This is a genomic window from Lacticaseibacillus casei DSM 20011 = JCM 1134 = ATCC 393 (assembly GCF_000829055.1).
GTDB classification, from domain to species: domain Bacteria; phylum Bacillota; class Bacilli; order Lactobacillales; family Lactobacillaceae; genus Lacticaseibacillus; species Lacticaseibacillus casei.
This window is the reverse complement of record NZ_AP012544.1, coordinates 1,684,714-1,707,987: the sequence shown is the minus strand read 5'-3', so window position 1 is coordinate 1,707,987 and position 23,274 is coordinate 1,684,714. Positions and strand designations below refer to the sequence as shown.

Here is a 23,274-nt window from a genome sequence, read left to right as displayed (position 1 = left end):
AAAGATGATTAGCGCGGCAGTTGCTAAATTTGAAGCGCTTTACGCAGCCAAATTTTCCCATTGAAGTTAGCAATGATTCAAGTTTTAGGCACTGCAAGAATTATATCGCTAGTAAAACACGAACATTAATTTGGAATAAGTCCAATATAGTTCCATTTTACGGTTGAATGTTGTTTCTGAACGTGCTATTCTCAAAATATCTTAAAGAAAGCAGGGAACAAGATGCAGAAAGTAGCTGTGGTCATGGGCTCAAGCTCCGATTGGCCAACCATGCAACAGGTTGCAACGCAATTGACGGCGCTGGAAATTCCTTATGAAAAGCATGTCATTTCGGCGCACCGCATGCCGGATAAGCTTGCGGAATTCGGTAAGCAAGCGGCTAATCAAGGCTTTAGGGTGATTATTGCTGGAGCAGGCGGTGCGGCTCATTTACCGGGGATGCTCGCAGCCAACACCCTTTTGCCTGTCATCGGGGTGCCAATTAAAACCCGAACATTAAATGGCGTTGATAGTTTGTTATCGATTGTCCAGATGCCCGGCGGAGTGCCAGTCGGAACCATGGCCATCGGTGATGCCGGTGCTGTAAATGCTGCTTTATTTGCCGCTTCAATCCTAGCTTTGACAGATGAGGCATTAACCCAACGTCTCGAAGCCTTTCGTGCCGAGCAGACCAAACGCGCCGAAGAAAGCGAGGCTGCGCTCAAATGATTGATGTGGTGACGTCTCCGGCAACAATCGGCATTATCGGCGGTGGTCAGCTTGGTCGGATGTTAGCCCATAGCGCCAAAGCCATGGGCTATCGCGTTGGCATTTTGGAGCCGACCCCGAACTCACCCGCAGGTCAGGTCGCAGATTTTCAAATTACCGCTCCATATGATGATCAAGCGGCGTTGGCCAAGTTAGCCAAGGAATCCGATGTTTTAACTTATGAGTTCGAAAATGTTGACTTGGCTGCACTTAAGGCTGTCCGACATTTAACTCGCATCCCTCAAGGCACTGCGATTCTAGCAACGACCCGAGACCGCATCAAGGAAAAGACTTTTCTTGAAACCCACGGCGTTCCAGTAACATCGTTTGCGGCCGTTGATTCACCGGCAACACTGAAAACCGCGATTGCCAAGATCGGCCTGCCAGCGATTCTGAAAACCACAACAGGCGGTTATGACGGACACGGCCAACAAGATATCAACACACTGGCAGATGTACCGGCTGCGGAAAAGATACTTGCGCACGGTCCCTGCATTTTAGAAAAACGCCAGCAATTCGATCGCGAAGCCTCTGTCATGATCACGCGTGATGGTCGCGATCAAGTCCGAGTTTTCCCGATTGTTGAAAATCGGCACAAAAATCATATTTTGCATCTCACTTTAGCACCGGCGCCGAGCATTTCACCGGTGTTAGCGCATAAGATCGATGACTTGGCGACCAAAATTGCCTTAGGACTTGACTTACGCGGTGTGATGGGCGTTGAGCTTTTCCTTGAAGGGGATAACGTCATTGCCAACGAGCTGGCACCGCGGCCACATAACTCCGGCCACTATTCGATTGAAGCATGTAACTTTTCCCAGTTCGATGCGCACATTCTGAGCATCTGTGGCCTGCCAATCCCGCCGATCAAATTGAAGCAGCCAGCGGTGATGCGCAATTTGCTTGGTGACGATTTAACCCAGGCCAAAGCAAAGTGGCTGCAGCATCCCGAATGGCACATGCATGATTATGGCAAGGCCGAGATTCGCCCTGGCCGTAAGATGGGGCACATCACGGTGACCGATGATCGCAATGTTTTGGACATACTTAAACAAATGGAGGCAGCATGGTGAAGAAGACAACGTTACTGTATACCGGCAAAGCCAAGCAGGTTTTTGCGACTGACGATCCGGATGTTTTATGGATGGCTTACACCAATCAGGCCACGGCTTTAAACGGAGAAAAGAAGGCGCAGATTGATCATAAAGGTGAACTAAATCGCGCTATTTCGACCTTGTTGTTTAAGGAGTTGGCAGCCGCCGGGATCCCAACTCACTACATTGATTCGCCAGATGCCACCACGATGATCGTCAAGAAGGCAACGATGCTGCCGCTGGAAGTGGTCGTACGTAATTATGCATCAGGACACTTTGTCACGAAATTCAATGTGAAGCCGATGATGAAGCTCGACCCGCCGATCCACGAATACTATTACAAATCTGATGAACTAGGCGATCCATTCATGAACGAGGCACAAATTTTTGCTTTACATGAGGCAACGCCTGAACAATTACGCGAAGTTCGTTCATTAACCGATCGTATCAACGCTTATTTAACAAAACGCTTCAATGAAGTCGGCATCACCTTGGTTGATTTCAAGCTTGAGTATGGGACGTTAAAAGATGGCACATTGGTATTAGCAGACGAATTGTCACCGGATAATTTCCGCTTGGTTGACCAACAGACAGGCGCGTCGCTTGATAAAGACGTTTTTCGCCAAAATCGGGGTCCGCTAACACCGGTTTATCAAGAAGTGCTTAATCGACTACAAGAAAAAGGAGCTGCTCATGTTTAAAGCTAAAGTTTACGTGACCTACAAACCTTCTGTGTTAGATCCCAAGGCTGAAGTCATCAAAACGGCCTTAAGCCGGATGGATTATCACAATGTTGATGACGTCTTGTATGGTAAATATTTCGAATTAAAGCTTAGCGGCACCGAAGCAGCGGTACGAAAGCAAGTCGATACGATTTGTGATCAGTTGCTTGCTAACGTCAATATGGAAACTTATCGCTTTGACTTGGAGCCAATCACGGAGGATGAGGCATGAAAGCGGCCGTTATTTCTTTTCCCGGATCCAATTGTGATCTGGATTTGCAGTGGGCAGTGCAGCAAATTGCCGGTGCCGACTGTGAATTGATCAAGCAGGATCAAACCGATTTAAGCAGTTACGACGTTGTGATGGTACCCGGCGGTTTTTCTTACGGTGATTATTTGCGCAGCGGTGCCATCGCCCGGTTTTCACCCGTCATGACGGCGCTAAAAGATTTTGCGGATGCTGGCGGGTATGTGCTTGGTATCTGCAATGGCTTTCAGATTTTAACTGAAGCCGGTTTGTTGCCAGGGTCCTTGCAGTGGAATCGCGATCTGAACTTTATCTGCGAGCCGGTGGCGTTGACCGTTGATCGCGCGGACACGGCATTCTCGAATCAATATCAGGTCGGCGAACAGTTGACGTTGCCGATTGCCCATGGTGAAGGCAATTATTATGCCGATCCCGAAACGTTGGCGGAGCTCGAAGCTAATGGCCAAGTGGTGTTTCGGTACGTCGACAATCCGAATGGTAGTGTTCATGACATTGCAGGTGTGACCAATGCGGCGGGAAATGTTTTAGGGATGATGCCGCATCCGGAACGTGCAGTTGAAGCCTTACTTGGCGGAACTGATGGATTAGGCGTCTTTCATTCGCTTATCCAACAAACGAAAGGAGCCGACATTCGTGGCACACGTTGAAATGAGTCCAATGGCCATTGCCGAAAAGAAATCCTATCTTGACTTGGGATTGACTGAACCTGAGTATGAGCGTTTTGCCGAATTAATCGGCCATCAACCTAATGACACTGAAATCGGTTTGGCAAGCGGCATGTGGAGTGAACACTGTGCTTATAAGTACAGCAAACCGATCCTGCGCCAGTTCTGGACCAAAAATGAACGGGTTTTGATGGGGCCTGGTGAAGGCGCCGGCGTCATTGATATCGGTGAAGGCAAGGCAGTAGTGTTTAAAGCCGAAAGCCATAATCACCCTTCCGCCGTCGAACCTTATGAAGGTGCCGCAACCGGTGTCGGCGGGATTATCCGCGACATTTTCTCCATTGGTGCTAAGCCTGTAGCGATGCTGGATTCACTGGCTTTTGGCGATCTTAATCAACCGCACACGCAGCATCTGGTTGACCGGATTGTTGCTGGGATTGGCGGTTATGGCAACGCGATCGGCATTCCGACAGTGGGTGGCGAAACCAATTTTGATGGCAGTTACACGCGCAATCCGCTGGTGAATGCGATGTGTGTGGGCATCATGGATAAGGATCAGATTCAAAAAGGCAAAGCGGCGGGCGTCGGTAATGCCTTGATTTATGTCGGTGCCAAAACCGGTCGGGATGGCATTAATGGTGCCAGCTTTGCTTCCAGTGAATTTTCCGATGACGAGGCGGCGGATCGCTCAGCCGTTCAGGTCGGCGATCCATTTATGGAGAAACTACTGATGGATGCATGCCTTGAGATTACCCAACAACATCAGCAGGCGCTTGTCGGCATTCAGGACATGGGTGCAGCAGGGTTGGTTTCGTCCAGTGTCGAAATGGCCGGCAAAGCCAATAGCGGCATGGCCTTGGATCTTGATTTGATTCCGCAGCGTGAAGCCAACATGACCCCATTTGAGATTATGTTATCCGAGTCGCAGGAACGCATGCTGCTTTGTGTTCGTGCCGGTTTTGAACAAGAAGTTTTGGATGTCTTTGCTGCCTATGATTTAGATGCAGCAGTTGTTGGCCACGTGATCGAAGGGCATCAATACAAACTTTATCACCATGGCAAATTGGTTTGTGACGTGCCGGTTAGCTCTTTAACCGATGATGCCCCGGTTTATGAACAAGAGGCTAAGCAGCCGGAGCGTCTGGCTAACCCGGCGCCTGATTTTGATCCGATTGTGACAGATCCGGTCGCAACCTGGAAAGCAATGATGGCGATGCCGACTATTGCCGACAAGGCATCCTTGTACCGGCGCTATGACGCGCAAGTGCAAACCAATACCGTGGTTCTTCCAGGCAGTGATGCCGCAGTTATTCGCGTGCGCGGGACGCATCGGGCACTAGCGATGACGACCGACAGTAAGGGACGGTATCTCTATCTGGATCCGCAAGTCGGTGCCGCAATGAGTGTCGCCGAGGCCGCACGGAATCTGGTTGCCAGCGGTGCAGAGCCATTGGGCATTACCGATTGCCTCAACTTTGGCGATCCGACCAAGCCTGAAGCGTTTTATGAACTTGCCGAAGCAGCTAAAGGCATTATTCAGGCAACCAAAGCGTTTAATGCACCAGTAATTTCAGGTAATGTGTCACTGTATAACGAAACGAATGGGCACGCGATTTATCCGACGCCGATGATCGGGATGGTGGGGCTGATTGAAGATCTCGGCACCATCACGACAGCAGCCTTTAAGCACGCCGATGATTTGATCTATCTGGTTGGTGAAACGCATGGCGACTTTAACGGTAGTGAGTTGCAAAAATTGCAAACCGGTGGCGTTTCCGGTCGATTGTTCGATTTTGATTTAGAAGCAGAGCAGACCAATCAGGCATTTGTTTTAAACGCAATTCGTCAGCACTTGGTCACTGCTGCCCATGATTTGAGCGACGGCGGTTTGCTGGTGGCACTTGCAGAAATGGGCTTTGCCAATGGTCTGGGCGCCAAGATTAAGGTGACGTTGCCAACCAGCTGGGGCTTTTCCGAGACCCAAGGCCGCTTCTTGATAACGGTGGCACCAGAGAATCAAGCAGCATTCGAAGCTTTAAACGGTTCGGCCAAACTGATTGGCCATGTCCAGGCAGCACCACAATTCGACGTCACAACGGTCAGTCATCAATTTTCGGTGGCCTTGAGCCAGCTTCAAACTGCATTTGAGGAGGCACTCCCATGGTACATGAACCAAAAGGCTTAAATGAAGAATGCGGCGTCTTTGGTATTTGGGGTAATCCCAACGCTGCCAGTATTACCCATCTAGGCATGCACACGCTGCAACATCGGGGACAGGAAGGCGCCGGCATCGTCGGCCTTACCAAAGAAGGCATGCGGCGCCATTATGGTTTGGGACTGCTGAGTGAAGTGTTTACCAACACCGATCAATTACGGCCATTGATGGGGCGGGCAGCTTTGGGCCATGTCCGCTATTCAACAGCAGGTGGCCGCGTACTTGAAAATATCCAACCGTTGCTTTTCCGGTTTTCTGATGAGTCAATCGCTTTAGCGCACAATGGCAATTTGACCAATGCGATTAGCTTGCGGCGGGAACTTGAAGATCAAGGTGCCATTTTTCAATCGACTTCGGATACCGAAGTGCTCATGCATTTGATTCGTCGCCAGGTCGGCAAGCCTTGGTTGGTTCAATTAAAAACCGCGCTGAATGAAGTTCACGGCGGTTTTGCATTTGTTTTGCTGACCGAGCATGGCTTGTATGCAGCCGTTGATCCCCATGGCTTTCGACCGATGGTGGTTGGTGTCATGCCAGATGGTGGGTACATCGTTTGCAGTGAAACGGCTGCCTTAGATGCGGTTGGCGCCGACTTTGTTCGCGATGTTCAACCCGGTGAATTAATTACAATTGACGACGCCGGGTTGCACCTTGATCATTTCACGACAGATACCACGCTGGCCGTTTGCTCAATGGAATATATCTACTTTGCCCGTCCGGATTCTGACATTCATGGCATCAACGTTCACCAGGCGCGCGTACGCATGGGTGAACGTTTGGCCAAGGAACAACCGGCCGACGCCGATATTGTTGTCGGTGTGCCTAATTCATCATTGTCAGCCGCGATTGGCTATGCCAAGGCCAGTGGTATTCCTTACGAAATGGGGCTGGTCAAGAGCCAGTATGTGGCGCGGACATTCATTCAACCGACACAGGCATTGCGTGAAAAAAGCGTCAAAATGAAGTTGAGCGTCATCAAACCGGTCGTTGCCGGGAAGCGGATCGTTTTGGTCGATGATTCGATTGTGCGCGGAACCACTTCCAAACAAATCGTGAGATTACTAAAAGAAGCCGGAGCTGCGGAGGTTCACCTGCGCATCGCCAGTCCGCCGTTGCGGTTCCCATGCTTTTATGGCATTGATTTTCAAACCACCAGCGAGTTGTTTGCGGCCAATCACACGGTTCCGGAAATGCGAGATTTGCTGAATGTGGAGTCACTTGGTTTCTTATCGACACAGGGGTTGGAGGATAGTGTCGGCTTGCCGACCACGGCTCCGAATGGTGGGTTATGCGTCGCTTATTTCACCGGAAAATATCCGACGCCGCTTGACGATTATGAATCCGACCTGAATAAAGAAGTTGCGTCACTCAAAGTTAATGTTGCGGAGGTTAGCGCATGACAGATTACAAAGACGCCGGCGTTGATATTAAAGCCGGTGACGAAGCGGTGCAACGAATTGCCGCGTTAGCCAAGGAAACAACGAATGAAAATGTGTTAGCTAGTGTTGGTGGCTTTGCGGCGGCATATCGGTTGCCGTCTGTCCCGCAGCCGACTTTAATCAGCGCCACGGATGGGGTTGGAACCAAGTTGCTGTTGGCCTTGCAGTGCGATGCGCATGAAACGGTTGGCATTGATTTGGTGGCGATGGTGGCCAATGACTTGCTTGCTTCAGGCGCACAGCCATTGTTTTTCCTTGATTACATGGCAGTGGATCATTTGGATGTGGCGCGTGCCGAGTCCGTGGTTCGCGGGATTGCGTTCGGTTGCCAACAGGCCGAGATGGCGCTTATCGGTGGTGAAACCGCTGAGATGCCGGATATGTACCCGCAACATCACTATGATTTAGCCGGCTTTGCGGTTGGCGTCGTTTCGGCACCAAAAAGATTGCCGCAGAATGTCGCTGCAGGTGATGTGTTAATTGGCTTACCAAGTTCCGGTGTCCATAGCAATGGCTATTCGTTGGTGCGGAAATTATTGGCCGAAACCGATTTAGGCAGTCAGACACTTGAAGACGGCTCGGAAATGATGCAAGCGCTCATGCGGCCAACGCTGATCTATGTCAAGCAGGTGTTGCCGCTGATGCAACAGGGTTTGATTCATGCGGCAGCGCACATTACCGGCGGCGGGATTACCGAGAATCTGCCACGAGTGATCCCTGATGGCTTAAGTGCCCACGTTGATCCGCAAGCATGGCGACGGCCGGAACTTTTTGATCGTCTGCAACATGCCGGTCATTTGAGTGAAAGCACGATGCGGATGACCTTTAATCTTGGCATCGGTATGATTTTGGTAGTCGCTAAGGAATCGGTTTCCGCAGTCCAGACGGCCTTGCCAAGCAGTAAAGTGATCGGCGAAGTTGTTGCAGACCCAGCGGAAAAGATTCACTGGCAGGTGGCAGGCGAATGAAAGCATTAGCTGTTTTTGCATCAGGGAACGGAACCAATTTTGAAGCATTGTTTGAGGCTTCGCAGACGCAGGATAGCAATTTTCGTATTGTGGTGGTGGTTTGTGATCGGGCACGTGCCCCGGTGATTCGCAAAGCAGCTCATCATCAGATTCCAACCATTGTCGTGAATTTCAAGGACTATGCCGATAAAGCGGCAGCCGAAGCTCACATTTTGACGGCGCTTCCGCCAGTCGACGCGTTGATTCTGGCTGGCTACATGCGCATTATCGGTCCGACCTTGTTAGATGCATTTCCTCGGCGCATTATCAACCTGCATCCGGCACTGTTGCCAAGCTTTCCCGGGCGCCAAGGGATTAAGGATGCCTTTGATTATGGCGTGAAAGTAACCGGCGTGACCGTCCATTATGTCGATGCGGGGATTGATACTGGCGAAATCATTGCCCAGGATCCTGTCCGGGTACTGCCCGGCATGACATTAGCCGAATTGGAAGCCGCCATTCACCGTCAGGAGCATCACACTTTTCCGGAAACTGTCAAGAAACTCATTCAAGAAGGAGCGATTTAAGTGAAACGAGCATTGTTAAGTGTCTCTGATAAAACCGGTTTGGTACCTTTTGCTAAGGGATTGATTGAACGGGGCTTTGAACTGATTTCAACTGGCGGGACGCATCGTGAACTGTCCGATGCAGGTGTGGCTGTGACCAGTGTTGAAGATGTGACCGGTTTTCCGGAGATGCTTGATGGCCGGGTTAAGACACTGCATCCTAAAATTCATGCCGGTATCCTGGCGCGCCGGGATGATCCCAAGCATGTGCAGGCGTTGGCCGATCATCATATCCAGCCGATTGACGTGGTGTGTGTGAATCTGTACCCATTTGCCGAAACCATTAAACGGCCGGACGTGACCCGCGCCGAAGCTATCGAGCAAATCGACATCGGTGGGCCTTCTGCTTTGCGTGCCGCAGCTAAAAATAGCGATAGTGTCTGGGCGGTGGTTGACCCGGCTGATTATTCAGCGGTTTTGACCGGCCTTGATCAAGATGATGCGGCGTTGCGGCAGAAACTGGCAGCCAAGGTTTTTGCAGTAACGGCGGCTTATGATGCCCAAATCGTTCATTACTTAGATTCAGAACCATTTCCGGAGCAATTCACCCCGACTTACCACAAGCGCCAAGACCTGCGCTACGGAGAAAATAGTCATCAAAAAGCAGCATTTTATGTTGAACCGAATCCTGATCCGACGAGTCTGGCGGCTGCCAAGCAGTTGCATGGCAAAGAGCTTTCTTATAACAACATCAAGGATGCTGATGCGGCTTTGGCGATGTTGCGTGAATTCAAGCAGCCGGCTGTTGTGGCAGTTAAACATATGAATCCTTGTGGCATTGGCTTGGGCGAAACGATCGAAGCTGCATGGGACAAGGCGTATGCGGCAGATCCGATGTCGATCTTCGGTGGCATTATCGCGCTAAATCGCCGGGTAGACTTAGCAACGGCCGAAAAAATGCACAAGCTCTTTCTTGAAATTATTATGGCTCCGGCATTTGATAATGATGCCTACGAGATTTTGGCCAAGAAGAAGAATGTACGTCTGTTGACGATTAATACGGCCGATGTGCCAGAAGAACTGGGCACCGAAACGGTTTCAATTTTTGGCGGCCTACTGGTACAGACGCGCGATGATAAGACGGAAACCCCAGCGGACATGACCGTTGTAACCAAGGTGCAACCGACTGCTGATCAGTTAAAAGCTTTGGCGTTTGCGCAAACCGTGGTTAAACACGTGAAGAGCAATGCGATTGTGGTGGCCCAGGCAGATCAGACGTTAGGCATTGGTGCCGGTCAAATGAATCGGATCGGGTCAGTCGAATTGGCATTGACCGAGGCGCAACAAAACGAAAACTTTGCCGGCGCCGTCATGGCCAGTGACGCCTTCTTCCCAATGGACGATTGCGTCGATTACGCCGCGAAACACGACATCAAAGCCATCATCCAACCAGGCGGCAGCATCCGCGACAAAGACTCCATCGCTAAAGCAGATGAATACGGCATCGCCATGGTAACAACGGGTGTGCGGCACTTTAGGCATTAAGAGCGGAGAGCGTGAGCTGGCGCGGTTAGAAGTCGGAGTATAAGTGGCCTTAGGCGTGATGGCCCGAACTTGGCCATTACGCCTAAGGTCCTTATACGTAGACTTCTGCGCCAGCGAACGCGTTTTGGCGCCAGAAAGCTGCAGTGCAGGTCTTGGGCCATTGCGGTCAAGGTCCTTACACGCAGGTTTCTGGGCTGGCGAACGCGTTTTGGCGTCAGAAAGCTACAGTGCTGGTCTTTGCCATTTAGGGCTAGATGTCCTTATACGCAGACTTCTGTGCCAGTGAACGCGTTTTGGCATCAGAAAGCTGCAGTGTCGGTCTTAGGTCATTTATGCTCAACACCCTCACACAAAATTTTTACGCCAGCAAACGCGTAAATGCCACCCTCATCACCCACAAATATGCGCCCATACGCGCGAGGAGGTTCTATGAAAAATGTTCTTGTCATTGGCGGCGGTGCCAGAGAAAGTGCCCTTGCGCTAAAATTCAATCAGTCGCCACAAGTTGACCACGTCTATGTGGCACCCGGTAATCCGGCTATGACGCTTTTAGGCGTTGAGCCAATCGGTATAAAAGAAGCCGAAGTGCCGGAACTGATTCAGTTTGCCCGGGATCATCAGATTGATTTGACGTTTGTCGGTCCTGAAGTACCCTTGGCGGCTGGCATTGTCGATGCTTTTCAAGAAGCTCATCAGCCAACTTTTGGCGTGACGAAAAAACTCGCCCAACTCGAATCCAGTAAGACGTTTGCCAAAGACTTTATGCATCGCCACCATCTTCCGACCGCTGCCAGCAAAACCGTCCACAGCGCACTGGAAGCCCATGCCGAGGCGACGCTGATGGGATTGCCAATCGTTCTTAAAAAAGATGGCCTTGCCGCCGGAAAAGGGGTCATCATTGCCCAAGACGCTGCTGCCTTGGACGATGCAATTGATCGACTTTACGAGGGGCACCCAGATGCAACGGTGCTTATTGAACAATACCTTGACGGCGAAGAAGCATCGGTAATGGCGCTTTTCAACGGTCAAAACCGCGTGATTTTACCATTATCACAGGATCATAAACGCCGTTTCGCCGCCGATCGTGGTCCTAACACCGGTGGCATGGGCGCCATTAGCCCGCTACCACAGTTTACTACCGAGCAAGTAAAGGCAGCTGAGGCATTAGTTGATACGACGTTGGCGGGGATGCAGGAGGACGGCCTCAGTGGGCAAGGCGTGATGTATATCGGCCTGATTTTTACCGCTGATGGTCCTAAAATTCTGGAATACAACATGCGCTTTGGTGATCCGGAAACACAGGTGCTGTTACCTCAGATCGAAAATGATTTTTATCAGTTGGTAACGGATTTGTTGAATGGTCAACAACCTGATTTGAAGTTAAATGGCCAAGCTTACGCGTGCTTTGTTGCGGTGAATCCGGATTATCCCGGTTCAGGATTAAAGCAGGTCCCGGTGATTGTGCCAAAAGACTGGCCGATTGGCACCTGGTTGCCAGCAGGCGTTAACCAGACGGAAAACGGCTGGGTTAGCAGTTCAGGCCGAATTTTCTCGGTCGTAGAGGCGGCATCAACTCTTTCTGAAGCTATTATGAAGGCTAAAAAGGCCATGGAAAGTATCCAAGGGGTTTTGGATTATCGCACTGACATTGGTTTCCATGCGGTCAAAGCCTGAAGAAAACAATCAGCGGTAAAGCCTGATTTTGGCGAATAGCATTAACGAAATAGGCACTGTGACAGTTCCTTGTCGCGGTGCCTATTTGTATGTCCATTTTTTCAGGATGCGCAGGCACTTCCAAATAAAATCAAAAAATTGATATTGACATTCATCGTTTACAGTTGTAAATTATAAGTGTTGAAAGATTACAAGTGTAAACGGAGGCCAATTATGGAAACACCAACAGTCGACATCTCCCAATCGGAATGGGAGGTCATGCGTATTATTTGGACACTCGGACCTTTAAAAAGCAGCACGCTTGCCGCTATTTTGGCGGATAAGATGGGCTGGAAGGTTGCAACTACCAAAACCTTTTTAGGACGCTTGGTTAAAAAAGGCGCACTTGTAACGGAAAAACAAGGTCGTGAATTTTTGTACCATGCTACGGTGGGCGGACAAGCATCCATGGATGCAGCAGCGAGCGAGTTGTTTAGCCATTTATGCCAGATGAAAATAGGTAAGACCTTGGATCACTTGATAACGCACGTTACTTTATCAAAACAAGACATCAACGACCTACAACAAACATTGACAGCTAAACTGCCGGATGCACCGACAACGGTCAGCTGCAATTGCTTGCCAGAAGGGTGTAAGGAGGAAGTTCATGAAGGATAGTAAGATGAAACATGCAAACGGAACGACTGGAAAAACCAGTGAGATGCAACATGATGATATGGCGGATATGCCAATGGATCATGACCAGATGGGGCATCAAGATGGTATGGAAACCATGGCCATGGACCAAGGCGCTATGGCTCATGGGCAAATGAATCATGGCGACATGCATATGAGCCATGGTGACATGAGCCATATGGATATGCATCACGGCGATATGTCGCATATGGACATGGATCACGGTGGTGGTCATATGATGCATATGGGCAATCTCAAGCAAAAGTTCTGGGTCAGCCTGATTGTGATGATTCCAGTACTGTTGCTTTCCCAGTTTATGGGGATGAATATCCATCTAGGGGCTTTGCAACTACCGATCGTATTTCCCGGATCTGACTGGCTGGTTCTGATTTTATCGTCATTTCTGTTCTTCTATGGTGGCTGGCCATTTTTGACCGGAGCTAAATCCGAATTGCAACAGCGGCAGCCAGCGATGATGACGCTGATTGCAATGGGCATTACCGTTGCTTATGGTTATTCACTTTACGCGTTTGTGATGAATCATTTTATCGCGCCGAATGGTATGGTCATGGATTTCTTCTGGGAACTGGCAACATTGATCGTGATCATGCTGTTAGGTCACTGGATTGAAATGAATGCGGTCATGGCAGCGGGCAATGCCGTCGAGAAACTCGCGGCGTTGCTGCCAAGCCAAGCGCATGTCGTGCATGGCGATCACGTGATGGACATGCCGTTAGCAGAAGTTCAGGTCGGCACGCGTTTGCGCGTCCTGGCAGGTGAACAGATGCCGGCTGATGGCCAGATCGTCAGTGGTAGCAGTAGTGTGAATGAATCCCTAGTTACTGGTGAAGCCAAAGCCATTCATAAAGCTGAAGGTGATCGGGTCATTGGTGGATCAGTCAATGGTGATGGCGTCATTGAAATCAAAGTCACCGGTACTGGTGAAAGCGGCTACCTGTCGCAAGTGATGAAGCTGGTTCAAAGTGCGCAAGCCAATAAGAGTAAGGCAGAAGGGATGGCCGACAAAGTTGCTGGCTGGCTTTTCTACGCAGCATTAGCAGTCGGTATTCTGGCATTCTTCATTTGGCTATCAGATGGAGCGGCAATTGCCTTTGAACGCATGGTCACCGTTTTCATCATTGCCTGCCCGCACGCACTGGGACTGGCAATTCCATTGGTCATCGCGCGTAGCACCAGTATTGGCGCAACCAATGGCTTATTGATTCGTAATCGTCAGGCACTTGAAACTGCCAAACATGCGAAGTTTATCTTAATGGACAAAACCGGTACGTTGACTGAAGGTAAATTTACCGTTGCCAAAACCGTTGCATTTGCCAATCATGATGAAGCTCAAGTCTTAGCCTTGATGGCCGCACTTGAGAGTCATTCAGAGCATCCACTGGCAACCGGTATTAAAGTCGCGGCTAAGGAACAGCAATTAAATGTACCTGCTGCTCAAAATGTTCAGGTACTCAAGGGCATTGGTCTTCAAGGCGAAGTTGATGGCCAAGCTTATACCATCGTCAATGCGCGTTACTTGAAAGACCATCAGTTAAGTTATGATCAGGCCCAAGCCGATCAGTTGGCGGCTGCCGGGAACTCATTGGCCTTCTTACTACAGAAGGATCAGGTTTTAGGGATGGTAGCTGAAGGCGATCAGTTGAAGCCATCAAGCAAGCCGTTCGTAGCGGCCTTGAAGCGTCAAGGAATCACACCGGTTATGTTGACTGGTGACAATCATGAAACAGCCAAGAAGGTTGGGGACCAGCTGGGATTAACCGATTTTCAGGCAGAGCTCAAGCCTGAAGATAAAGTTGCCCAAGTCAAAGCTTATCAGCAGCGCGGGGTTGTGATGATGGTCGGCGATGGTGTCAACGATGCGCCTAGTCTGGCCCAAGCAGATATCGGGGTAGCAATCGGTGCTGGTACCGATGTTGCCATTGATACGGCCGATGTGGTTCTAGTTCACAGCGACCCAGCTGATATTCTTAACTTCTTATCGCTGGCAAAGGCGACGAACCGCAAAATGGTGCAGAACCTTTGGTGGGGAGCTGGCTACAACATTTTAGCTATTCCGTTGGCAGCTGGTATCCTGGCGCCGATTGGTTTCATTCTCAGTCCGGCAGTCGGCGCGGCGATCATGTCGTTATCAACGATCGTGGTTGCGTTAAATGCCATGACGCTGCATTTGAACCGTGCATAAGATAATCAAGATCTGATATGAATACCGGCTCGCCATCAAGATATAGATGACAAGCCGGTATTTTGTGTACAACCAATACTATATATTGGGGTTAAAAGATGATACGATGAAAAAGACTTACCAAGCAAGGTGCCGGTTTACCGACCAGCACTTCGTTAGAAACCAAGTCTTACACAGCATCGCTACAATGATTTCAGAAAGAGGCAGATATTGTTATGACCACCAATCGTTTACCACTGAATCCTAAACCTCAGGAATGGCTCGCCAGCGACCTTTCCCAGCAACGTATTGCGGATTACAAGCCATTTAACTTTGTGGATGGTGAAGGCGTGCGGTGCAGTTTATACGTATCTGGCTGCCGGTTTGCCTGCCCCGGCTGTTACAATCGGGTTGCCCAGAATTTTCGATATGGGAAACCTTACACCCAGGAGTTAGAAGATCAGATTATTGAAGATCTTAGTCAGTCGTATGTACAAGGGCTGACATTATTGGGCGGTGAACCGTTTTTGAACACGCAGGTATGCATTCGGTTGTGCCGCCGGATTCGGCAGGAATTTGGCCACGACAAAGACATTTGGAGTTGGAGCGGGTACACATACGAGGAACTGATGCAGGATTCCGAAGATAAGTTGACGTTATTAGGGCTCATCGACATCCTGGTCGACGGCCGCTTCTTACTGGCGCAAAAAGATTTAACCTTACAATTTCGCGGCAGCGCCAATCAACGCATCATCGACGTGCCGGCAACGCAAGCGGCTGGCGAGATTAAACTTTGGGAGAATCTTATTCGGTAACATCACAAAAAGAACGAGTGGCTTTCTGCAGGAAACTGTATGTCAGAAGTCACTCGTTCTTTTTTGTTGGATTTTGCTGACTAAAAGACGCGTTTAACTATTAGAAGATTGCTCGCGGTTGGTTTTGGGATGATGAACCGTTTGGCTTGGATCGCTGTAATAGCTGACATATGGAAAATGAATGGTCACAGTGGTACCTTGATTAATCACAGATGTCAGCGTCAAATGATGGCCGAGCTTTTCCGAAAGCTTTTCCGCCAAAAAGAGCCCCAAACCGGTTGATTTGTGATTCGATATTCGCCCGTTGCTTCCGGTAAAGCCTTTTTCAAATACCCGATGTTGTTCATCTTTAGGAATGCCAATGCCAGTGTCGGTAATCATGAGCTCGGTCTCTTTACCGGTATTGCGAATGGTGGCACTGATGCGGCCGCCTTCCGGTGTGTATTTCACGGCATTCGAGATCAGTTGCGCCAAAATAAACCGCAACCACTTGTTATCGGTTAGCACGGTTTGATCCTCGCCATTGAGCTTAAATGACAGGCGTTTGTTGATAAACCCGTTCCGCTGACTGGCGACGACATCATTTACAAGTGGTTTTAACGGCGTGTTGTGCAGCAGATAATCTTTGGAAAAACTGTCGAGTCGGGAGTAGTACAAAACTTGCTCGACATAAAATTCGATCTGATCCAATTGCAAATTAAGATTATCGAGTTTGTCGTCCGGTACTTGCCCTTCAAAACTCTCAGCCAAAAGCGAAACCGCCGCTAGCGGCACTTTAATTTCATGGACCCAGGAATCAATGAAGTCTTTTTGATCCTGTTGCTGGGCTAATAAGGCGGTAATCTGTTGGCGATGCAGCGTCAGCATTTGGTTGTACGTATCGGCAACAACTTGTTCGAGGCCTGATTCGCCACCAGGCAGCGGCCAGTCCAGCGCCGCATCCTTGGCCTCTTGACGGTCATGAAGTTGGGCCGCAAACCGCCGAATTCGGCCAAAGTGGGCCACAAAAAAAGCGCTCGCAACAAGTGTTACTAATAACACTGCGTACCAGAGTGTTGACATTTTAACTCGATGTTGAGGATCCAGCCAGATAATGATGGCCGCTAACCCCACACATAAAATGTAACCGCCAATAGGCCACAGGTGGTCTTTGACGTAATCGCGAAAACGCATAGCGGCCTCCTAAGGAACGATATAACCTTGACCGACTTTAGTTTGGATATAATCTTTTAAGCCGGCTTCTTCGATTTTTTTGCGCAAGCGATTGATGTTGACCGTTAGCGTATTGTCGTCAACAAAGCGTTCGTCTTGCCAGAGATCCTTCAGGAGACGCGAGCGACTGACGATCTGCCCATGTTGCCGCATGAGAATCTGCAGTAACTTGTACTCGTTTTTTGAAAGGTTGATTTCATTATCATTAACCTGTGCCATCCCGTTTTTCAGGTTCAACATGAGGCCATTGTGTTCCAAAACATCCGTTCCTTGATCGGCGTAATTATAGGTTCGGCGCAACAGTGCGTTGATTTTGGCGATCAAAACTTCCATCGCAAACGGTTTATTTAAGAAATCATCGGCGCCCATGTTCATGGCCATGACCATGTCCATGTTGGTATTGCGGCTTGAGATAAAGATAACCGGCACCTTAGAGAATTCGCGAATCTTTTGGACCCAGTAATAACCGTCAAAAACCGGCAAATTGATGTCCAGCAAAACCAAGTGAGGCTTTTCTTGCAGAAAATCATCGAAGACGGCGTTAAAATCAGTCACAACGACTGGTTCGAACTGCCATTTTTTTAGGTTGTCAGCGATCAGGCCGCTGATGGTCTGATCATCCTCTACGATCATGATTTTAAACACGTGATCAACTCCATTCCTGCACTTATCGTATAAGTTTTGGCCAGGAAGCACAAGCCGCGAGAACAGTTGGTTAATAAGAAAATATCGCTGACATGGGCAATTTGTCAGTGAGGACGATGAACAGCAGTCAACAGTGGTTTTTGGTAGAATGATGACGGAGGTAAGCCATGGCAATTTTAGAAGTATCTAATTTAAGTAAAATCTTCGGACAGCGACATGATCGGGTTCGCGCATTAAATGACCTTAGCTTTCAGGTTGCAGCCGGTGAATTCATCGGTATTATGGGGCCGAGTGGTGCCGGGAAGTCGACCTTGCTGAATATTTTGGCAACGATTGAAACGCCTAGCACAGGTAAGGTCAAAATTGCCGGATATGATCTGGAAGCTTTGAATGAAAGTCAACAAGCTGCATTCCGCCGTGACCATCTGGGCTTTGTTTTTCAGGATTTTAATTTGTTAGACGATATGACGGTCGCGCAAAATGTCCTTTTACCATTGACGCTGCAACGCCATGTTCAACCGGATCGCGCTGAGCGTCTGCGGACGGTGTCCCAGCATCTCAATTTGGATCCGTTATTAAAGGCGTTTCCCGGCGAGTTAAGCATGGGGCAGCGTCAGCGGGTGGCGGCTGCGAGGGCGGTGATCACGCAGCCGAGCCTGCTGCTGGCTGATGAACCGACCGGGAGCCTTGACTCATTGGCAGCTACAGACTTTTTGCGGTATCTCCAGCAGTTAAATCAGCAGGAGAAAACCACAATTTTGATGGTCACCCATGATCCGTTTACGGCTAGTTTTGCCAGTCGGATTATTTTCATTAAAGATGGCGCGTTTTTTGCTGAAGTAACCCGCGGCAAATCCCGTGAACAGTTCTTTGATCGCATCATTGATATGGAAGCGACGGTAAGCGGAGGAGGCCATGCACGTGTGGCAACAGATTAAGACCAACCTTGTGCGACATCGGCACGAAGATGGCTTGCAGATCATGATTGCTGCATTGATCAACGCGATTATGTATGCGATTGGCGCGGTTGCGAATAATCGGTCGATTTTAAGTGATGCCAGCAAACGATTAGGCAGTTTGGATATTGTACCCAGCCTGCTAATGATTGTCATGGTCCTGCTGGCTTTGTTTTCGATCAGTTTCCTATTGTATTTAAATAGCCTGTTAATTGCCCGTCGTGATCAGGAGATCGGCTTATACCGACTTTTGGGATTATCCGGTGCCAAACTGGGAGTGACGGTGTTTATTGAAAGTCTGATTGTCGGTGCGATCGGATTGATAACCGGGGTCTTGCTTGGATTTATTCTATCGCCATTGTTAGGCATGGTGTTGATCCGCTTGATGGCCTTGCATACTCCGATTGGTTTTATGGTGTCCCCATCAGCGTTGCTGGACGTTTTGACATTGATGGGGGTGGTTTATCTGTTAGTTGGCGCCGTTAATGCCATTTATGTTCAAAATCCACTTCGTCAATTCATTCGGCAACAAGATGTGCCTGCCCCGCCCAAGCCGCAAACCTGGTGGCGTTTTTGGCTTGGTGTGGGCGGCTTTGCGTTATTGGTTGGTAGTCTGTTGACGATGCTGCGCTTGTTGCCAATTAGTGGTAGTTTAATGCGATTACTACCATGGATTCCGGGCCGAATGATACTCCCAATTCTCTTAGTCGTGCTTGTGACAGCGCTGCTGCTGGGACTTTTTCTTGTTTTTGCCGACTTTTTGCCCGGATTGGTGGCGTGGTATCAGCGTCGTCATGAGATGCAGACCCGCAATGCAAGTGGCATTTCGCGCCATCTGATTATCAAAAGGTTGCAAGGCAATGCCCACTCATTGTGGTTGACGACGCTGCTTTGTGCTGTGACGATCACGATGCTTGGCAGTTCGGTCATGTTGTTTCAATACGAACAAGAATTGGTGTTACGTGAAATTCCCACGACTGTCGTAGCCTCCGGAATCGGCGTTGATAATGTGACGGACGTTTTAAAAAAAGCCAAGGTTAAGCCGACGCACGCGGTCACCATGTCGACTAAATTATTATATGCCGAGATTAGGTTAAGGAATCAAATTGGCCAGATTCGCGATCAGCCTAGTGTTTACAATGTCGTCGCAATGCGTGAGTATCGTCGGGTAGCGCGACTGCAAAAGAGTTTACCCCCAGTTCGATTACGACAACAGGAAGCTCAGTTAATGTTGCCAAACAGAACCGGGTTTCGACCGGTTGGCGCGCGGCGTAATCCGGATCGAGCGATTATGTTACCAGGTAGTGACACGTCACTTCGGCTCACCCGAACGACTGATCTTTTTCCAACCGGGAGTAATAATTATTTTGACCGGGGATTACTGGTTAGTGATCGAACCTTTGACATGTTAGAAGGCACTCCGGACCGGTTATATATGGCTAAACTGCCTAAAACAAAATCTGCACGCCGGGCACTGGCACAACTGCAGCATTTGGACAATAGCAAGAATCTGCAGGAGTACGTCAATATTGGCGCCAATGAACGGGCAGGCAACGATCTGAAAGTCACTAATCGGGTGAGCGCCAAAATGAACTTCTGGCGTAATCCGATCGGGCTGCAAGCGTCGGAACAGAATTTTGTCAGTACGTTATATGGCTTTTTGCTATTTTTGATCTTGTTGCTAAGCGGTGTTTTTGTGGTCGCGACAGGCAGTATCTTATTGCTCAAACAAGTCATCGCCGTGCGTCAGGAGAAGCGGCATTTTCAGATATTAAAGCATTTGGGGATGGATCCGCAACAGATTCGGCACACGATTTACCGTCAGGCTGCGGTGGTTTTTGCGGTCCCACTTGTATTCGGTATTATCATGGCACTGTGTGTGATCAGCGTGATGACCAATTATCTTGATAATCCGCCGTCGCGTTATCTCGGTCTGATGATTGCCATTTATGCCGGGATTGACTGGCTGTTTTATCAGGCGACCGTGCATGTCATGATTCGCATGGTTGACGGGCCGGTCAGCCGGTGGGTTAGCGATTGATGAAAATGCATCACAAAAGCACCAGAATGACCAGCGGCGATCAGCGATAACGGCGGTTAGTTATCGGGGAATCGGTTCTGCCGAATTCTGATGCTTTGGTGTTAGCCGAATACTCGCGGTTTACGCGACTGGCATGTTAAAATTTTCGCAGTTGTATGATCGGCTTGTTTTAATCTTTTTGATGGGGGTCAATGACGGTATAACCCGCTTCATGAAAGCCATTAGCCGAAGCGGCGCGGCGAATGAACTCCTTGACTGATGAGAGTGCTGGGGTATTCTTGAACTCGTAGTAGTCATTGCTGGATTGCCAGACAGAAACCATCAGAAAATTATCAGGGTGTTTGACTTCTTGCGCCAACAGGATGTGATTTTCCCCAAGCAAGATGTCGTGGTTATCGATCAATTGTTTGATTTTTGATAAGAACACTTTGACATCGTCCGTGTCCAAATTAAAATACATGAACTGCACATAGCCGTTTTGTTCGGTTGGGCCTAAGCTCGTAATGATGTCGTAACGCAATGGCGCACTGAATGTCGCCCGGCCACTCGGATCGTAAATCATGTAATCCAGGCCGCTTTGTGCCGGCTTTAACAATTTTAGTTGGGGATCATGGCGCTCATCGAGCAATTTGACAAGGAACGACTTGCTACCGAAGACTGTTTGTATTGTGGACATACCGACCACCTCCACACTTATTATAAACTTCTTAGTGGCTTTTCAGGTTGAAAGGGAGGAAAAACTAAATGAAATTGACAGTTTTAGGTTATCTTGGCGGTTATCCGGATGCCGGCCACGCGACCAGCACCTACTTAGTTGAAAGCGGCGATTACCATTTATTAATGGATTTAGGCAGTGGCGGTCTGCTTGCCTTGGAGAAGGTTTTTGATCCATTGCAACTAGACGCCGTATTGCTGACGCATTATCACCACGATCACACGGCGGATGTCGGGGTGTTGCAATATTATTATCAGTTGCGGAAGGGGACCAAAAAAGTCTCGCCACTGCCAATTTACGGCCACACGATGGATCCGTTAAACTTTGGCAGTCTAACCTTTGGCCCATTTACGCAAGGCATGGGCTACTCCGCTGACAGTACCTTGCATTTAGGACCGTTCACGATCACGTTTCTTGAGACGCAGCATCCAGTGCCAGCCTTTGCTGTGCGCATTGTTGAATCAGGGACCAATAAAGTGCTGGTCAACACAAGTGATACGCGTTACTTTCCTGGATTGGTACCGTTTGCAAAAAACGCCGATCTCTTGATGGCAGATACCAATTTTCTGGCGGATCAACCGACACCACGATGGCATTTAACCGCACCTGAGGCCGGCCAGTTAGCAAAGGATGCCGGCGTCAAGCAACTCTTGTTGACACATTTGCCGCAACAACTCGACCTTGATACCTTAAAACAACAGGCTGCAAAACAAGCAGTGGGCATACCAATTTTGTTAGCGGCAGATGACTTGACAATTAATGTCTGATAGTGATCATAAATGTTCACTTAAAATGAGAACTAAATGTTAAAAAATGGCTCTGCGTCAACTGGTGTTGAAGAATAAATTTATCATTTGAGGCGGTTCTCCATTTGGGGAGCCGTCTTTGTCATGTTATGCCGTGATTTGGTAGATTCGTTTGAAGAAGTTCAGCTGATTCTTGAAGCCAAAACAGGATCGTTTGAGTGACTTGATGAGGCGGTTAACCCCTTCGATCGGACCGTTGGAATAAGGGCTGGTGACAGCGGCGAGAACAGCGACTTTGTGTCGCTTAAGCGTCGCGATCGTCATGTCCATTGCCGTACCGTTTGGCTCGTAAGTAGCTAACAGGTTTGCCAGTTCCGCGGGATGTTTCTTCACCATCAAAGCATCATGAAGCGCTAAGTAGGTCTCGTAGGTTTGCTTGAGCTTGGGCTCAGTATCAAGTGCGATATCGATGGCCTCCTGTTGCGTGACGTCTTCATTCAAACCAAACAGGAACTGTTTGTGTTTAGCGTCAGGCGCAGTTTGATGAAAAAGCCGCCAGTTTGTCTTCATGATCTTATAAGGACGGCTGTGCTTGTCATCAAGCTGTTTGAGCGCTTGGACGCGTACCTGATCAAGGGCACGAGCCGCAAGTTGAATGATATGGAACCGATCAATGACGACTTGGGCCTTGGGGAAAACCTCATGAATAATCGTCTGATAAGCTGCATTCATGTCCATGGTGACCGTCTGGACCCTAGTGCGTTCAGCGAGTGAATAATGAGCGATGAAGAAGTTTTTAATCGTTCGGTTGAATCGGTCACCAAGCAAGGCAATCAGACGATTTGAATCGGCATCAAGACAGATAAACGACATCATGCCATGAGTGGAACGGAACTCATCAAAGCAGAGTCGCGTGGGTAGCCGGCGAGCCGGTCGGAGTTTGAGATTTTGGTCAATGATCCGTTGAACCGAGGAGGCTGAGATTCCGATAATACGGGCGATGGTTTTGACCGGCAACCGTTCATGCGCTAACTTCATGATTCGTTCTGTCATGTGAGCGGCGATCGTGTGGTTGGGTTGCACGAGTGGCGTCTTGGCACTGACTGTGTGGTAACAGTTATGACAGCGCCATCGTTGCTTGTGCAAGTCAATGACTGTCGGCATTTCAACCCCGTTGGGGACGCGCACGTGGGCCGTGTAAAACCCGTTAGGGTGCAAGGCCTCAAAGCCACACAGTGGGCACCGGGTTAACCGGTAAGTCAGCTCGGCATCAATCACATGATACTGGCGGCGACGTACCCCGTTGCCGCGATATTCATGACGAACAAAGGCTACTTTGATATTATGGTCTGGTATTCCAAGGACGGACAGTGTAGGATCGTATTGGGACATTTACTCATAACCT

21 protein-coding genes are annotated in these 23,274 nt (G+C 49.2%); 17 read left to right on the top strand and 4 right to left on the bottom strand.

Features of this window, described 5'->3' with window-relative positions; all coding sequences use genetic code 11:
• Nucleotides 1-222 precede the first annotated feature (222 nt).
• The 14 genes from purE to nrdG all read left to right on the top strand — a co-directional run bounded on the left by purE (nucleotide 223) and on the right by nrdG (nucleotide 15,554).
• A complete protein-coding gene (gene purE, locus LBCZ_RS08450) occupies nucleotides 223-708 on the top strand; it encodes a 5-(carboxyamino)imidazole ribonucleotide mutase (protein ID WP_039639157.1) in 486 nt (161 codons plus the stop codon).
• Complete coding sequence (gene purK / locus LBCZ_RS08445; RefSeq protein WP_025012688.1) at nucleotides 705-1,820, top strand: 5-(carboxyamino)imidazole ribonucleotide synthase; 1,116 nt, start codon at nucleotides 705-707, stop codon at nucleotides 1,818-1,820. The genes purE and purK overlap by 4 nt, the downstream gene beginning before the upstream one ends.
• Nucleotides 1,814-2,542, top strand: a complete 729-nt coding sequence (gene purC, locus LBCZ_RS08440) for a phosphoribosylaminoimidazolesuccinocarboxamide synthase (RefSeq protein WP_025012689.1) — start codon at nucleotides 1,814-1,816, stop codon at nucleotides 2,540-2,542. Before purK ends, purC begins: the two co-directional genes overlap by 7 nt.
• Complete coding sequence (purS, locus tag LBCZ_RS08435; protein WP_025012690.1) at nucleotides 2,535-2,795, top strand: phosphoribosylformylglycinamidine synthase subunit PurS; 261 nt, start codon at nucleotides 2,535-2,537, stop codon at nucleotides 2,793-2,795. Before purC ends, purS begins: the two co-directional genes overlap by 8 nt.
• Nucleotides 2,792-3,478 carry a phosphoribosylformylglycinamidine synthase subunit PurQ gene (purQ, locus tag LBCZ_RS08430; RefSeq protein ID WP_039639155.1) on the top strand — a complete coding sequence of 229 codons (687 nt, stop codon included), beginning with the start codon at nucleotides 2,792-2,794 and terminating at the stop codon, nucleotides 3,476-3,478. The genes purS and purQ overlap by 4 nt, the downstream gene beginning before the upstream one ends.
• Complete coding sequence (purL, locus tag LBCZ_RS08425; protein ID WP_039639154.1) at nucleotides 3,465-5,681, top strand: phosphoribosylformylglycinamidine synthase subunit PurL; 2,217 nt, start codon at nucleotides 3,465-3,467, stop codon at nucleotides 5,679-5,681. The genes purQ and purL overlap by 14 nt, the downstream gene beginning before the upstream one ends.
• Entirely contained in the window at nucleotides 5,657-7,111 is a 1,455-nt protein-coding gene (gene purF, locus LBCZ_RS08420) for an amidophosphoribosyltransferase (RefSeq protein WP_025012691.1), read from the top strand. The genes purL and purF overlap by 25 nt, the downstream gene beginning before the upstream one ends.
• On the top strand, nucleotides 7,108-8,118 hold the full coding sequence (gene purM, locus LBCZ_RS08415) for a phosphoribosylformylglycinamidine cyclo-ligase (RefSeq protein ID WP_025012692.1): 1,011 nt from the start codon (nucleotides 7,108-7,110) through the stop codon (nucleotides 8,116-8,118). The genes purF and purM overlap by 4 nt, the downstream gene beginning before the upstream one ends.
• Complete coding sequence (gene purN, locus LBCZ_RS08410; protein WP_025012693.1) at nucleotides 8,115-8,684, top strand: phosphoribosylglycinamide formyltransferase; 570 nt, start codon at nucleotides 8,115-8,117, stop codon at nucleotides 8,682-8,684. Before purM ends, purN begins: the two co-directional genes overlap by 4 nt.
• The gene (gene purH / locus LBCZ_RS08405) at nucleotides 8,685-10,208 is read left to right on the top strand and encodes a bifunctional phosphoribosylaminoimidazolecarboxamide formyltransferase/IMP cyclohydrolase (protein WP_025012694.1); all 1,524 of its coding nucleotides are present in this window, start codon (nucleotides 8,685-8,687) and stop codon (nucleotides 10,206-10,208) included.
• A 429-nt stretch (nucleotides 10,209-10,637) separates the two neighbouring features.
• Nucleotides 10,638-11,882 (top strand): phosphoribosylamine--glycine ligase, encoded by a 1,245-nt coding sequence (gene purD, locus LBCZ_RS08400; protein ID WP_025012695.1) that lies wholly within the window; start codon nucleotides 10,638-10,640, stop codon nucleotides 11,880-11,882.
• A gap of 213 nt (nucleotides 11,883-12,095) precedes the next feature.
• Nucleotides 12,096-12,539 (top strand): CopY/TcrY family copper transport repressor, encoded by a 444-nt coding sequence (locus tag LBCZ_RS08395; RefSeq protein ID WP_025012696.1) that lies wholly within the window; start codon nucleotides 12,096-12,098, stop codon nucleotides 12,537-12,539.
• On the top strand, nucleotides 12,529-14,760 hold the full coding sequence (locus LBCZ_RS08390) for a heavy metal translocating P-type ATPase (RefSeq protein ID WP_025012697.1): 2,232 nt from the start codon (nucleotides 12,529-12,531) through the stop codon (nucleotides 14,758-14,760). Before LBCZ_RS08395 ends, LBCZ_RS08390 begins: the two co-directional genes overlap by 11 nt.
• Nucleotides 14,761-14,975: 215 nt before the next feature.
• Nucleotides 14,976-15,554: an anaerobic ribonucleoside-triphosphate reductase activating protein gene (gene nrdG / locus LBCZ_RS08385; RefSeq protein WP_025012698.1), complete on the top strand. Its 579-nt coding sequence runs from the start codon at nucleotides 14,976-14,978 to the stop codon at nucleotides 15,552-15,554.
• A gap of 93 nt (nucleotides 15,555-15,647) precedes the next feature.
• Here nrdG and LBCZ_RS08380 read toward each other — a convergent pair whose 3' ends face one another.
• Complete coding sequence (locus tag LBCZ_RS08380) at nucleotides 15,648-16,727, bottom strand: sensor histidine kinase (protein WP_025012699.1); 1,080 nt, start codon at nucleotides 16,725-16,727, stop codon at nucleotides 15,648-15,650.
• 9 nt (nucleotides 16,728-16,736) lie between these two features.
• Nucleotides 16,737-17,411, bottom strand: coding sequence for a response regulator transcription factor (locus LBCZ_RS08375; protein WP_025012700.1), 675 nt, complete (start codon nucleotides 17,409-17,411; stop codon nucleotides 16,737-16,739).
• A gap of 167 nt (nucleotides 17,412-17,578) precedes the next feature.
• On the opposite strand from LBCZ_RS08375, the gene LBCZ_RS08370 reads away from it, so the two are divergent.
• The gene (locus tag LBCZ_RS08370) at nucleotides 17,579-18,349 is read left to right on the top strand and encodes an ABC transporter ATP-binding protein (RefSeq protein ID WP_025012701.1); all 771 of its coding nucleotides are present in this window, start codon (nucleotides 17,579-17,581) and stop codon (nucleotides 18,347-18,349) included.
• The gene (locus LBCZ_RS08365; RefSeq protein ID WP_025012702.1) at nucleotides 18,333-20,408 is read left to right on the top strand and encodes an FtsX-like permease family protein; all 2,076 of its coding nucleotides are present in this window, start codon (nucleotides 18,333-18,335) and stop codon (nucleotides 20,406-20,408) included. The genes LBCZ_RS08370 and LBCZ_RS08365 overlap by 17 nt, the downstream gene beginning before the upstream one ends.
• 169 nt (nucleotides 20,409-20,577) lie before the next feature.
• Here the strand turns inward: LBCZ_RS08365 and LBCZ_RS08360 are convergent, their stop codons facing one another.
• Complete coding sequence (locus tag LBCZ_RS08360) at nucleotides 20,578-21,084, bottom strand: hypothetical protein (RefSeq protein WP_025012703.1); 507 nt, start codon at nucleotides 21,082-21,084, stop codon at nucleotides 20,578-20,580.
• A gap of 68 nt (nucleotides 21,085-21,152) precedes the next feature.
• Here LBCZ_RS08360 and LBCZ_RS08355 point away from each other — a divergent pair, with 68 nt between their 5' ends.
• Nucleotides 21,153-21,890 carry an MBL fold metallo-hydrolase gene (locus LBCZ_RS08355; protein ID WP_025012704.1) on the top strand — a complete coding sequence of 246 codons (738 nt, stop codon included), beginning with the start codon at nucleotides 21,153-21,155 and terminating at the stop codon, nucleotides 21,888-21,890.
• A 126-nt stretch (nucleotides 21,891-22,016) separates the two neighbouring features.
• On the opposite strand, the gene LBCZ_RS08350 is transcribed toward LBCZ_RS08355, so the two are convergent.
• Nucleotides 22,017-23,261: an ISL3 family transposase gene (locus LBCZ_RS08350; RefSeq protein ID WP_041084734.1), complete on the bottom strand. Its 1,245-nt coding sequence runs from the start codon at nucleotides 23,259-23,261 to the stop codon at nucleotides 22,017-22,019.
• Between the last annotated feature and the right edge of the window lie 13 nt (nucleotides 23,262-23,274).